Origin of the sequence: Streptomyces sp. NPDC102441 (assembly GCF_044765585.1) — a bacterium.
GTDB lineage: Bacteria > Actinomycetota > Actinomycetes > Streptomycetales > Streptomycetaceae > Streptomyces.
This window is the reverse complement of record NZ_JBIWKH010000003.1, coordinates 576633-589123: the sequence shown is the minus strand read 5'-3', so window position 1 is coordinate 589123 and position 12491 is coordinate 576633. Positions and strand designations below refer to the sequence as shown.

Here is a 12491-nt window from a genome sequence, read left to right as displayed (position 1 = left end):
CGACCCCGCCGTCCAGGAAGCACTGACCGCCTCCCGCCTCGACGAACTCGCCCGCCCCACCGCCGACGACGGCCTCAAGGCCCTCCTCGCCGACAAGTCCGCCTACGAGGACTTCGACGCCACCGCAGCCGCCGAACGCTCCATGGCCTTCGAAGCCCTCGACCAGCTCGCCATGGAACACCTCATCGGCGTCCGCTGACACCACCCCCGGGGCGCCCCACGGTGACACACCACCACCGGGCACCCCGGGTCACAGCAGGCCCCGCTGTCAGGCGTCCATGGACGCGGGCGGGGCGTACGCCACCGGGTCGGCCAGCACGTCCTGCACCACCAGCGCCGCCGCGCCCCGCGCCGCGTCACCCGCGACGGACGAGGCGCGCAGTCTGCCGCCGCCCCGGGACCAGAGGCCGGACACCACGCGGCCCGTCAGCTCCGCGTCGGCAGGGGGCGAGAGCCACGGCATCAGGCTCCGGTATATCCCGCCGAGCACCACCGCGTCCGGGTCGAACAGGTTGACCGCACCGGACAGCACCTGCCCCAGCATCCGGCCGGCGTCGGCCAAGGCGGCCAGCGTCACGGGGTCACCGGCCTGCGCCCGTCGCTCCAGCTCCATCACTCCCGCCGCCCCGCCGGCGGCCTCGTCGATGCCGGCCGCGCGCAGCAGAGCGGACTGGCCGGCGTACTGCTCCAGGCAGCCGCGTGAGCCGCACCGGCACTCCGGGCCCGCCGGGTCCACCACCACATGCCCGACCTCCCCGGCGAAACCGTGCGCGCCGCGCAGCAGTTCGCCGTCGAGCACCAGGGCCCCGCCGACACCGATCTCGCCCGTCAGATAGAGGAAGCTGCGGACCGAGTCGAGCCCGCCGAACCACAGCTCGGCCAGCGCCGCGAGATTCGCCTCGTTCTCCGAGCGCACGGGCAGCGGTGCCGTGCCGGGGCACAGACCGCCGAGCGCCTCCGCGAACAGCTCCTCGGCGGCGACCTGGTTCCAGCCGAGGTTCGGCGCCTGGCGGACCGAACCGCCCGAGACGAGCCCCGGCAGCGCCAGCGCCGTACCGACCGGGTAAAGATCCTGCTCCCGCGCCGAGTCCAGGGTGCGGGCGGCGATACCCGCGGCCCGGGCCAGGACCTCTTCCGGCGGGGCACCACGGTTGTCCAGATGCTCGGTCTGCCGCACCCGGCCGGTGCCCGCCAGATCCACGACGCACACCGACACGTAGTCGATGTTGATCTCCACGCCGAGCCCGGCGGGCCCGGTGCGCGCCACCTTCAGGGCCGTACCGGGACGCCCGGCCTGGCCGCTGAACGTCTTGCCCGACTCGGTGACGAAGCCGCTGGCCAGCAGCTGCTCCACCAGGGAGGACACCGCGGCCCGGGTGAGCCCGACCCTGGCCGACACTCCGGCCCGGGTCGCCTCACCGGCCTCGCCCTCGTCCCGTACCGCTCGCAGCACGAGGCTCAGGTTGTGGCGCCGCACGGTGTCCTTGTCGGCCTTGGACCCCAGGGGCGCGAGGTAGCTCTTCATATCGTCGCCGAGCCTATGCGATGCCTTGCGGGAGGCGGTTCGCGGTACGAGCCGGTGCAGGGTCGGCGACGTGTGTCACCGGCCCCGCACGTCGCCCGCCCCGGAGGCTCAGGGGCGCGCGCCCCGGGCTTTCAGCATGTCCGCCATGAGCGAGATCTCCGACTCCTGGGCACGGGCCATCCCGGCCGCCAGGTCCCTGATCTCGTCCGTGCCCGCAGAACCGGCCGCCGCCCGCGCCATGTCGGCCCCCGCGCGGTGGTGGACGGTCATCAGCCGGAGGAACAGCACCTCGGCGTCCCTGCCCCCGGCCGCACGCAACTCCTCCAGCTGGGTGTCAGTCGCCATGCCGGGCATGAGTGAGCCGTCGGACGGGGTGACCGGGTGGCCCATCCACTCCATCGGCGGCCGGTCCGAACTCTTGGGCCTGTCCCAGGACTCCAGCCAGCCCAGCATCATGCCCCGCTGGTTGGCCTGGGTGTTGATGATGTCGTACGCGAGGCGGCGCACGTCCTCGTCCTCGGTGCGGTCCCGGACGATGAACGACATCTCCACCGCCTGCTGATGGTGGACCGACATGTCCCGGGCGAACCCCACATCGGCCGAGCTCTCCGCGGGGACGGCACCGGGCGTCCCGGAGACGGAGGGGGAGGCCGCCGACGGCCGTACGACCATCAGCAGCACGAGCGCCACGGCCACGGCGAACACCACGGCCCCCGCCCACACCAGTGAACGGGGAACACGCGCGGACGAGGTCACTTGGCGACCCCGCCCGAGCAGGCGGCGCCCGGCTCCGGGGTCTGCGGGCCCTGGACGTACTTGGTGAAGAACTGCGCGACGCGGGCGTCGGTGGCGCTCTTCACGGTGAGCTGCTTGCCCCAGGCGCTGAGCATCAGCGGGTCCTTCTGATCGGCCACCGGGCTCATCAGGGAGTAGGGCGTCCTGCCGACGCGCTCGGAGAACGCCTTGATGTCGGCGTCCTTCGCCTTGTCGTTGTACGTGACCCAGACGGCGCCGTGCTCCAGGGAGTGGACGGCGTTCTCGTTCGGTATCGCCTCGGTGTAGACGTCGGCGTCGCAGTTCATCCAGACCGGGTCGTGATCACCGCCGACGGGCGGGTTCATCGGGTAGTCGACAGGTGTCTGGACATGTTCCTGGGTCAGGTCGTCCCAGGACTTCTCGCCGGTGACGGGCGAGGTCCTGGCCTGTTCCTCGGCCTTGTCCTGCTCGTCGGCGGCGGACATCAGATAGCCGCCCCCGGCGACGAGGCCGGCGACCACGACGACAGCCGCGGTGATGGTGATGACGCGGCTGCGGCGCTCGCGGGTGCGTTCATTGCGGCGCGCCTCGTCGAGCTTGGCGCGGCGCGCGGCGGCGGAGCTGTTCTGGTTCTTGGCGGAAGCCATGTCAGGTCCTCGGGTTCAGCGGATGGCGTGCGCGGAGGGCGCGGCACGCGGGGGAACGGGCATACGCACGGTCCGCCTCCGCGCCTCGACGGCGTGGAAGGCGGATCCGGCAGCCCTAGATCCGCTGGATCTGCAGACGCATCCGGTCGACAGCGCCCGCGCTGTCGACGGAGGGGCCCCGGATGGCTGAGCCGCCGGTGTGCGGCTCGGTCCGGAGCGCCGCCGAAGAGCAGGGCAGGGCGACGGGAGCGGGATGGCCGGGGAGCACCACGGCCGTCGAGTGGTCAGCCGTTCCGTGACAGGAACTGCCGACCCCTCGTTCGTCCGGGGCGCCGGCGACGACGACCGACGCGGCAGTCGCCGGCACCGGGGTGAAGGCCCTGGCGGCGGTCTCCGGAGGGGCCTCGGTATGGGGCGCGGCCGTGGCGGCCGGTGAGCAGCAGAAGAACACGGCCACGAGCATCAGCGCCCAGACCGGTGCGACGGGCAGGCCGTAGCCACTCCGTCGCCGGTCCGTCCACCTGCTGGCTCTGGTCATCGACGCCATCGTAGATGGTGTGTGAATTTTCAATGAGTTCGCCCCACAGCTTGGCGCGATAGTGTGCCCCGGTGACGACGCAATCGAACGTACCTGCGGGCTGGCATCCGGATCCCCACGGCGCGCCCCAGCTGTTGCGCTACTGGGACGGCTCCCGGTGGACCGAGCACACACACCCGGCTCAGGGGCAGGAGCCCGCTCAGGGACAGGCCCAGGCGCAGGGGCAGGCCCCGGCCCAGGCCCCGGCGGCCGCCCATCCGCAGGCCGCGCCCCAGCAGGCCGCCCCCCAGCAGGCTCCCGGTCGGCAGTTCGCACCTCAGCAGGCGGCCCCTCGGCAGGGCGTCCCCCAGCAGGGCGGGCCCGGTGGCGGCTCGCTGTTCAATCAACAGGTCCTGGTCGTCAACCAGAAGGCCAAGCTGCTCGAACTCACCAACGAGTACAGCGTCTTCGACCAGCAGGGCAACACCGTCGGGTCGGTCGTCCAGGTCGGCCAGAGCGGCCTGCGCAAGGCCCTGAGGTTCGTCTCCAGTGTCGACCAGTACCTCACGCACCGCCTGGAGATCCGCGACGCCTACGGGCAGCCGCAGCTGCTCCTGACCCGCCCGGCGAAGTTCGTCAAGTCCCGGGTGATCGTGCAGCGCCCGGACGGGCAGCCCGTGGGTGAGATCGTCCAGCAGAACGCCATCGGAAAGATCAACTTCTCGATGACGGCCAACGGGCAGCAGGTCGGAGCGATCAAGGCCGAGAACTGGCGTGCGTGGAACTTCGCCATCGTCGACCACAACGACGCCGAGATCGCCAGGATCACCAAGTCCTGGGAAGGCCTGGCGAAGACGATGTTCACCACGGCGGACAACTACGTGCTGCAGATCCACTACCAGCTCCCCGAACCGCTGCTGAGCCTCGTCGTGGCGACGGCACTCACCGTGGACACGGCACTCAAGCAGGACGCCCGCGGCCTCGGCTGATCTCCCCGGGGGCCGGGGTGGATCGCAGGCCCGGCGTCAGGCCTGCTCCTTCCCCTGCTGTTCCATCTCCGCCAGCACCCGCTCGGCCACCGCGAACGCCGAGTTGGCTGCCGGGACCCCGCAGTAGACCCCCGTCTGCAGGAGAGCCGCGCCGATCTCCCGTGGGCTCAGTCCGTTGCGTACCGCCGCGCGGACGTGCATCGCCAGCTCGCCGTAGTGGCCGTGCGCGACCAGGGCGGTCAGCGTGATCAGGCTGCGCTCCCGCCGGGACAGCGTCGTGTCGGTCCAGATCTCGCCCCAGGCGTAGCGGGAGATGAAGTCCTGGAAGGGCGCGGTGAACTCCGTGGTCGCGGCCTGCGCCCGGTCCACGTGCGCGTCGCCCAGGACCTGGCGTCGAACCGCCGTCCCGCTCCCACGCTCCCGGGGGGCGAAGTGGGCGCGCAGAGCCTCCCGCACGGCCTCCGGGCGTTCGGCGGGAGCGAGGTGGGAGGCGTGCGGCAGTTCGGTCAGCGCGGCGCCCGGAATCGCGTCGGCGATCTCGCGGGCGTGCGCGGGGGGCGTCGCCGGGTCCTCGCGGCCCGCGACGACCAGCGTCGGCGTCCGCACCCCCGGCAGTCCGGGCCGCAGATCACACTCGGCGAGGGCGTCGCAGCACGCGGCGTACGCGGAGGGGTCCGTGCCCAGGAGGTCGTCGAGCAGCCGGGGTTCGGTGAATCCGGGCGTGAACCAGCGGCCCGCCGCGCTCTCCGCCACCTTGCCGAGGCCCTCGGCGCGCACCAGGGCGGCCCGCTCCCGCCACGGCCCCGGGTCGCCGAAGTGGGCCGACGAGCAGACGACGGCCAGGCGGTCGACGCGCTCCGGGTGGTGGACGGCGAGCCAGAGACCCACGGCGCCGCCCAGCGACACCCCGGCGTACGAGAACCGGTCCAGGGACAGCGAGTCGGCGAGATCCAGGACCAGGGCGCCCAGATCGGCGACCACCGCCCCGGGGCCGATCAGACCGGCGGGTGAGCCGCCGTGCCCCGGCAGGTCCCACCGCACGACCCGGTGGGCCACGGAGAGTTCCGGTGCGACCCCGTCCCAGAGCGCGGTGGAGGTGCCCAGCGACGGTCCGAGCAGGAGCGGGGGAGCGCTCGCCGGCCCTTCGGCGCAGTGATGGAGGAGACGGTCGGGTGTCGTGGTCATCGACGCTCCAGAGCGCGGTCGGTGAGGGGTCCGGCGCAGCCGGTGTACCGGGCGGGGTCGGTGAGTTCCGTGAGATCGAGGCCGTCGAAGGCCGCCTCCCCCGCGAGGATCTCCGCGAGAGGTCTGCCCTCCTCGCGGGCCCGGCCGGCGGCCTCGGTGAGGATCTCCTTGGCGCGTGCAGGCCCTACCCGCCCGGCGGCGACGGCGGCCAGCCGCTCCGAGACGATCAGCCCGCCGGTCAGTCCCAGGTGACTCCGCATGGCCGACGGGAACACCCTGAGCCCCTCGGTGAGCTCCGCCGCGTCCCGCGCGGCCCCGCCCACCAGGCGCAGCAGGTCGCGCAGCGGCTCCCACTCCGCGTGCCAGGCTCCAGCGGGGCGCTCGTCCTCGGCGGCGAGCGAGGCGTACAGCGTGGCCGCCTGCCCGGGTGCGCGGCGGGCCGCGGCTGCGATCAGGGTGGCACGGACCGGATTGGCCTTGTGCGGCATCGCGGAGGAACCTCCGCCCGATCCCTCCGCCAGCTCGGCGATCTCCGTACGCGACAGGGTCAGCACATCGGCCGCCGCCTTGCCGAGCGCGCCCGCGGTGAAGGCGAGCGCACCGGCCAGATCCGCGACCGGGGTACGCAGGGTGTGCCAGGGCAGCGGCGGCTCGGCCAGGCCGAGTTCGCGGGCGTAGGCACCGACGAGTGCCAGGCCCGCCGCGTCACCGGCGTCGGCGGTGAAGGCCGCCAGCGTGCCCGCCGCGCCGCCGAGCTGGACGGGGAGCGTGGCGCGCACGGCCCGCAGCCGGTCCCGTGCGTCGAGCACCAGAGCCCGCCAGCCCGCGGCCTTGAGACCGAAGGTGGTCGGCACGGCGTGCTGCGTCAGGGTGCGGCCGGGCATCGGCGTGTCGCGGTGTTCGGCCGCCAGCCGCTCCAGCGAGCCGGCGGTCCGCCCCAGGTCGTCGAGGACGAGCGCCAGAGTCCGGGACGCCACCAGCATGGCCGCGGTGTCGAGGATGTCCTGGCTGGTCGCGCCCCGGTGCACGTAGGGCCGCGCGTCCTTGTCGACCGCTGCCGAGAGGGCCGCGACCAGCGGGATCACCGGGTTGCCGCCGGACCGTGCCCGCAGCGCCAGCTCCCTTACGTCGAACCGGCCGGGGTCCGCCGCCGCGGTGACGGCTCGCCCCGCCTCGGCGGGAGCGAGTCCGGCGGCGGCCTGAGCCCGGGTGAGCGCCGCCTCGGCGTCCAGCAGCGCCCGAAGGAAGGCGCCGTCGCCTGTGGCGGTCTCGGCCGCAGAGCCGGCCCGCCCGGGGGCGAGGAGACCGGCATCGCTCTCGTGCATCAGCTGAACTCCAGGAAGACCGTCTCGTCGTCGCCCTGGAGACGGATGTCGAAGCGGTAGGTGCGGGGGTCCGTGCGTGTCGCGATCAGTGTGGCGCGCCGCTCCGCGTCCAGCGACTCCAGCAGCGGATCGCCCGGCTCCGTGCCCTCGCCGAGCAGGTCGGGGAGATACACACGGGTGTACAGGTGATGGACCAGACCGCGTGCGAACACCGCGGCACACAGATACGGGACACCGCCGGGCGGGAGCGTACGCACGAACCAGTGCCCGGCCGCGTCCGTCGGCGCCCGGCCGAACCCGGTGAAGCCCACCCCGTCGCGTCCGATCACCCTGCCCGTCGCGGGGTCGTGGCGCAGTGATCCCGGGAGACCGGTGCGTGATCCGTCGGGGGCGGGCTGCCAGGTCTCCACGATCGCGTCGGGCACGGGGTGGCCCTGGCCGTCGAGGACATGGCCGTGCACCGTGACCGTGCCGGGGTGCCCGGCCGGGGCGACCTCGCTGCCGCCCGGGAAGGGCAGCGCGTAGCCGTAGAACGGGCCGACGGTCTGGGAGGGAGTCGGGGCGTGGGACATCAGGCGTCGCCTTCTTCCTCGGTCCAGGTGGCACACGGTCCGTCGAGGACGATGTCCCAGCGGTAGCCGAGCGACAGCTCGGGAACGGACAGATCGTGGTCGTACGCGGAGACGAGCCGCTCGCGCGCGGCCCGGTCCGTGACGGAGCGGATCACCGGGTCGTAGGGGAGCAGTGGATCGCCGGGGAAGTACATCTGGGTGATCAGCCGCTGGCTGAACGACGTACCGAACAGCGAGAAGTGGATGTGCGCGGGGCGCCAGGCGTTGGTGTGGTTGCGCCACGGATAGGCGCCGGGCTTGACGGTGGTGAACGTGTAACCGCCGTCGTCGTCGGTCAGACAGCGTCCGAAGCCGGTGAAGTTCGGGTCGAGCGGGGCCGGATGCCGGTCGAGCTGGTGGGCGTACCGGCCGGAGGCGTTGGCCTGCCATACCTCGACGAGCTGCCCCCGCACCGGCCGGCCCGTCCGGTCCAGCACCCGTCCGGTGACGGTGATCCGCTCCCCGAGCGGCTCGCCGTCGTGCTGCGCGGTGAGGTCGCGGTCCAGCGCGGTCACGTCGGTGACACCGAAGGCCGGCCCGGACAGCTCGACCGCCTCCGGGTCGCGTACGGGGATCAGCGAACGACGCGGGTGACGGAAATGGCTGCTGCGGTACGGGGGGTAGTCACGCGGCGGATGGTGGGCGCCGGGCTCGGCGGCCGCCTGCGCCCTGGCCACCTCGGTGTCGATCTCCTGCTGGCTCATCCCGTCGGGCAGCGGATGCGGGGAAAGGTCACGTGCGGTCATGTCACGGCTCCGTGAATTGCTGAAATGCTCAGTACACTGAGTAAAATGCGATGGCCATGAAGCTACCCAGGCCATGCTGTTGAGGTCAAGACCCTCAGTACACTGTGTATCTTTGGCGCCTCGGCCGACAGGGTCGACGGCCGACTGGGAGAGGGCGGTGCCGTGCGGGCGGTCGACCTGAGCACCCATCCCGGGCATCTGGCCCGGCGTCTTCAGCAGGCGCACCACCTGCTCTGGAACACCATGGTCTCCCAGGAGATCACCTCACCGCAGTTCGCCGTCCTCAACGCCCTGACCGCCGAACCCGGCCTCGACCAGCGGACGGTGGGGGAGCGGGTCGGCCTCGACCGGTCCACGGTCGCCGAGGTGATCACCCGGCTGCTGCGCCGGGAGCTGCTGGACAAGGTGCGCGACACGAACGACGGGCGGCGATTCCTGCTCCGTCTCACGGACGAGGGCGTCCGCACCCACCGGCGGCTCGCGCTGCGCACGGTCGGGATGAACCAGGTCTTCCTCGACCCGCTCTCCGCGGAGGAGCAGCGGACACTCTTCGGTCTGATGCACAGGGTGGCCGACGCCGCGGAGGCCGTCCGGGCGCCGGAGGAGGCCGGGCCACCCGCCGGCCGGTGACGCTCAGGGTGTGTGGATGCCGAAGCGCGCCCCCTGGGGATCGCGGAGCACCGCGACCCAGGGTCCGCCCGGGACGTGCCTCGGGGGTGCCAGCGGCTCGCCGCCCGCGGTCAGAGCCGTGGCGGTGGTGGCCTCGGTGTCGGACACCGTGAAGTAGGGAAGCCAGTGCGGCGGGGCCTCAGCCCGTTCGTCGTCGTCCTGCTCCTTCAGCCCGCCGAAGTCGGCCCCGTCCGCACCCCAGTGGGTGAAGTGTTCGGAGGTGCTGACCGTCCAGTCGAACACCGCCGGGTAGAAGGCGAGAGCGCCTCGCGGATCGGGGGTGCGGAGCTCGGTCCAGCCCAGGGCCCCCGGATCGTTGAAGCGCCCCGCGCCCGAGAAGGCGCGCGCCTGCCAGAGCGAGAACACCGCGCCCGACGGGTCGGCGGCCACCGCGAACCTGCCCTGGTCGAAGATGTCCATCGGTTCCATGAGCACCGTGCCGCCCGCCGCCCGCACGGCAGCGGCCGAGGCGTCCGCGTCCTCGGTGGCGAAGGAGACGGTCCAGGACGGCAGCTGCTCCGGCCGGTAGAGAGGACTGAAGGCCGCGACGGCGTCGTCCCCGATACGCGCCGTGGTGTATCCGCCCGCTTCCGGCCTCGGATCGGTCTCGGACCGCCAGCCGAAGAGTCCGGCGTAGAACGTCTGGGCGGCCCGCACGTCCGAGGTGCTCAGCTCGACCCAGCAGGGCCCACCGGGCACCGGTTCCGTGAGCTTCATGCGGTTTCCTCCCGAGACGCGTCATCAGTCACGTTCCTACGCTGTTGTGCAGCACGCTAGGGCCGTGCGGAGGCGGTGGCTACCTGGGACGGCCCGGCGTGGCCGAGGGAGATGTTTTACAGGTGTAACACCTGTTAATGTAATTGGGTGAGTGATACAGCCGTGCGACCCCGGAAGTCATCCGTCCACAAACTGCCGGTCACCGGTGTCCTGCGGCTGAACAGCCCCGCGGAGATCTGGTACAAGCCCGCGCTGAGCGTGGTGGTCGCCTCGGCCGTCCCCAATCTGCTGCTGTACTCCCTCGACCGCCTCGACCTCGTCATGTACACGATGGCGGGATCGCTCTGCGCGCTCTACGGGCACAACCTGCCGTACGCCCGCAGGGTCCACACCGTCCTGCGCGTGGTCCTGGGAATGGCCGCGGGCCTCGCCGTCGCTCTGGTCACGGCCTCGCTCACCGACTCGACCGCCGTGCTGATCGCTGTCGGCGCGCTGCTCGCGGCCGTGCAGAAGACCTTCTGCGACGCGACGCGTATCGGCCCGCCCGGCAACGTGATCTTCGCCTTCGTCACCTCGGCCGCGCTCTTCGCCCCGCAGGGGCTCGGGCAGGTGCCGGGACACCTGGCCCTGATGCTGGCCGCGGGAGCCTTCTCCTGGCTGGTCACCGCCGGCCCTTCCCTGTGGCACAGGGAAGGGCCCGAGCGCCTCGCCACCGCCCGCGCACTCGACGCCGCCGCCGCGTACGCGTCGGAACCCGACGCCCGGACCCGGCACGCGGCGGCCGCGGCGGTCCAGGGCGCCTGGCAGTCACTGCTGGCCGCGGGACGCCCCACGCCCGTACGCCAGGAACTCGAGCGGCTTGTCGTCCACGCCGAGCACGCCCTCGCCACCGCGGCGGCCGACGGCCACGTCCCCGGCGCGGACCCCGACGAGCTGCGCCGATGGGCGGCGGGGACCCGGGCCCGCGGCCCCGTTCCCGGCCCGCCCTCCGCGCCCGGCACGGTGGAACAGCTCTTCGGGATCGACGCCGAGCGGGCCGGACAGCGGATGCGGCGCGGCCGCCGCGAGGCCCGGCGCAGGCTGCTCCGCGCGCTCGGCCCCGGCTCCCCGGTGCTGCCGGTCGGTTTCCGTACGCTCGTGGGCTGCGCCCTGGCCGGTTACGTCTCCTCGGCGCTCGGCGTGGGCCACCCGTACTGGGCCATCGTCACCGCGGCCTCCGTCTACCAGCCCAACCTCACGCTCTCCTGGAGCAGGGGCCTGCAGCGGACCGTCGGCAACCTTCTCGGTGTGCTGGTCTTCGCGGCCGTCATCCCGCTCGCCCGGGTCGGCCCGCTCGTCCTCGTCCTGTGCGTTCTCTTCTTCAGCTTCGCCGCCGAGGCTCTGATCACCCGCAACTACTGGCTCGGCTCCGTCGCCGTCACCCCGATGGCCCTGCTGATCCTGGAGTTCGGCGGTTCCCAGCCGTCGGGCGAGCTGATCGCCGACCGCGCCCTGGACACCCTCGTGGGCGTCGCGGTCGGCTTCCTCGCCGCGATCGCCGTCACCAACCGCCGGGCCTCCGGACGTGTGGAGCGGGCGCTCGCCGCGGCGGTGGACGCCCAGGCCCGAGCCGAGCGGGCTGTGGCCGACCCGGCGGTCGACGCCCTCGCACTCGAAACGGCGCGCAGGCGGCTGACCGGCGCCCTGGTCGAGCTGCGTGACGCCGGTGACGTCGCGTCGGGCGAGTGGTGGCAGCGCGCCCTGCCGGAGGAAGAGCTGCTGGCAGCCGAGCGGGCAGGACACCGTACGCTCGCGGCGACAGCACAACGGCAGGGGTTGATCACTCTGCCCCCGGCGAACGGAGCGGTGTGACCGACGACATCGTGGCCTCGGTGGTACGGCAGTGGCAGGCCGTCAACCCCGGGCTCGACACGGGGCCGATGGAACTCATCGGCCGCATCAACCGCTGCGCGGCCCTGCTCCAGCAGGCCGAGGACGCCCCCTTGCGGGCCGCCGGGCTCACCCGTGCCGAATTCGATCTGCTCGGCGCGATGCGGCGCACCGACCGTGAGCTCACTCCGGGCGAGCTGGCCCGGGAGACCTTCTCCTCCGGAGCCGCCGTCACGAAACGGCTGCGCGCCCTGCAGGAGTCCGGTCTGATCGGCCGGCGCAGCGATGCCAGGGACCGCAGGGTCGCCCATGTCGGACTGACGGAGGCGGGGCGTGACCTGGTCGACCGTCTGCTGCCCGAACAGCTCGCCTATGAGCGGTCGGTGCTCTCAGGGCTCGACGAGGAGACCCGCAGCGGACTCAGCGGACAGCTCGGCGAGCTGCTGGTGCAACTGGAGGGACGGCTCGGCGGCCGCCGCTGAGCGAGCACCCGGAGCTCACCGACGGTGAGGGGTGTGGCGGGCGGCCGGCCACCGGGCCGCTGCCGGCTGATCGGTGGTGCGGCCTGTGTGGGTCCCGCGCCGCATCACTCGTACATCCGTCCATCGCTCAGGGATCTGCTCCTTTCGATCCGATTCGATCACATGTGCCCTCGTCCCGCTCTGAGGTGCACGCTCATTCATACATTCTGGTGGGGATAGCTCAGATGTTCGGCCTATTTTTCGTTTTCGCAGGTAAATAGTCATCCGCGTCGGATGACTTGAGGGGTTCGGTGTCCCGCAGAACGGGACATCAGGGTCCGCTTCCTCCCTGTTTCTGTACCGCGTCACTCCCTGCGTACGCTCGACGGCGGTGAGTGCGAAAACTGGCGAGTGTATTACCGCCGGCGTGCTCGCGCAGGTGGTTGGGTGAATATGCCGAAGCACTGTTCTGAT

Annotated in this window: 13 protein-coding genes and 1 pseudogene; 5 read left to right on the top strand and 9 right to left on the bottom strand. The window is 72.3% G+C overall.

The annotated features are described in order from the left end of the window. Positions 1–199, top strand: a pseudogene (locus tag ACIREO_RS08930) (xylose isomerase); the annotation flags it as partial. Between the two features lie 69 nt (positions 200–268). On the opposite strand, the gene ACIREO_RS08925 reads toward ACIREO_RS08930, so the two are convergent. From ACIREO_RS08925 to ACIREO_RS08910, 4 genes are all read right to left on the bottom strand, one after another. After that, complete coding sequence (locus tag ACIREO_RS08925; protein ID WP_404106754.1) at positions 269–1525, bottom strand: ROK family protein; 1257 nt, start codon at positions 1523–1525, stop codon at positions 269–271. Positions 1526–1633: 108 nt separating this feature from the next. Further along, entirely contained in the window at positions 1634–2197 is a 564-nt protein-coding gene (locus tag ACIREO_RS08920) for a DUF305 domain-containing protein (RefSeq protein WP_404106783.1), read from the bottom strand. Between the two features lie 80 nt (positions 2198–2277). Continuing rightward, on the bottom strand, positions 2278–2928 hold the full coding sequence (locus ACIREO_RS08915) for a DUF3105 domain-containing protein (RefSeq protein WP_404106753.1): 651 nt from the start codon (positions 2926–2928) through the stop codon (positions 2278–2280). A 115-nt stretch (positions 2929–3043) separates the two neighbouring features. After that, positions 3044–3466 carry a hypothetical protein gene (locus ACIREO_RS08910; protein ID WP_404106751.1) on the bottom strand — a complete coding sequence of 141 codons (423 nt, stop codon included), beginning with the start codon at positions 3464–3466 and terminating at the stop codon, positions 3044–3046. A 71-nt stretch (positions 3467–3537) separates the two neighbouring features. Between ACIREO_RS08910 and ACIREO_RS08905 the strand changes: the two genes are divergently transcribed. Next, the gene (locus tag ACIREO_RS08905; RefSeq protein ID WP_404106749.1) at positions 3538–4434 is read left to right on the top strand and encodes a phospholipid scramblase-related protein; all 897 of its coding nucleotides are present in this window, start codon (positions 3538–3540) and stop codon (positions 4432–4434) included. Positions 4435–4470: 36 nt separating this feature from the next. Here the strand turns inward: ACIREO_RS08905 and pcaD are convergent, their stop codons facing one another. The 4 genes from pcaD to pcaH are packed head-to-tail and all read right to left on the bottom strand — an operon-like array spanning position 4471 to position 8259. Beyond that, on the bottom strand, positions 4471–5619 hold the full coding sequence (pcaD, locus tag ACIREO_RS08900) for a 3-oxoadipate enol-lactonase (RefSeq protein WP_404106748.1): 1149 nt from the start codon (positions 5617–5619) through the stop codon (positions 4471–4473). Further along, positions 5616–6944 carry a 3-carboxy-cis,cis-muconate cycloisomerase gene (gene pcaB, locus ACIREO_RS08895; protein ID WP_404106746.1) on the bottom strand — a complete coding sequence of 443 codons (1329 nt, stop codon included), beginning with the start codon at positions 6942–6944 and terminating at the stop codon, positions 5616–5618. Before pcaB ends, pcaD begins: the two co-directional genes overlap by 4 nt. Then, positions 6944–7516: a protocatechuate 3,4-dioxygenase subunit alpha gene (pcaG, locus tag ACIREO_RS08890; RefSeq protein WP_404106745.1), complete on the bottom strand. Its 573-nt coding sequence runs from the start codon at positions 7514–7516 to the stop codon at positions 6944–6946. Before pcaG ends, pcaB begins: the two co-directional genes overlap by 1 nt. Beyond that, entirely contained in the window at positions 7516–8259 is a 744-nt protein-coding gene (pcaH, locus tag ACIREO_RS08885; RefSeq protein WP_404106781.1) for a protocatechuate 3,4-dioxygenase subunit beta, read from the bottom strand. Before pcaH ends, pcaG begins: the two co-directional genes overlap by 1 nt. A gap of 204 nt (positions 8260–8463) precedes the next feature. Between pcaH and ACIREO_RS08880 the strand changes: the two genes are divergently transcribed. Further along, positions 8464–8931 carry a MarR family winged helix-turn-helix transcriptional regulator gene (locus tag ACIREO_RS08880; RefSeq protein ID WP_404106743.1) on the top strand — a complete coding sequence of 156 codons (468 nt, stop codon included), beginning with the start codon at positions 8464–8466 and terminating at the stop codon, positions 8929–8931. Between the two features lie 3 nt (positions 8932–8934). On the opposite strand, the gene ACIREO_RS08875 is transcribed toward ACIREO_RS08880, so the two are convergent. Then, positions 8935–9687 (bottom strand): VOC family protein, encoded by a 753-nt coding sequence (locus ACIREO_RS08875; protein WP_404106742.1) that lies wholly within the window; start codon positions 9685–9687, stop codon positions 8935–8937. 147 nt (positions 9688–9834) lie between these two features. Between ACIREO_RS08875 and ACIREO_RS08870 the strand changes: the two genes are divergently transcribed. Then, positions 9835–11538, top strand: a complete 1704-nt coding sequence (locus ACIREO_RS08870; protein WP_404106740.1) for an FUSC family protein — start codon at positions 9835–9837, stop codon at positions 11536–11538. Continuing rightward, complete coding sequence (locus ACIREO_RS08865; protein WP_356716747.1) at positions 11535–12038, top strand: MarR family transcriptional regulator; 504 nt, start codon at positions 11535–11537, stop codon at positions 12036–12038. Before ACIREO_RS08870 ends, ACIREO_RS08865 begins: the two co-directional genes overlap by 4 nt. Positions 12039–12491: the final 453 nt, after the last annotated feature.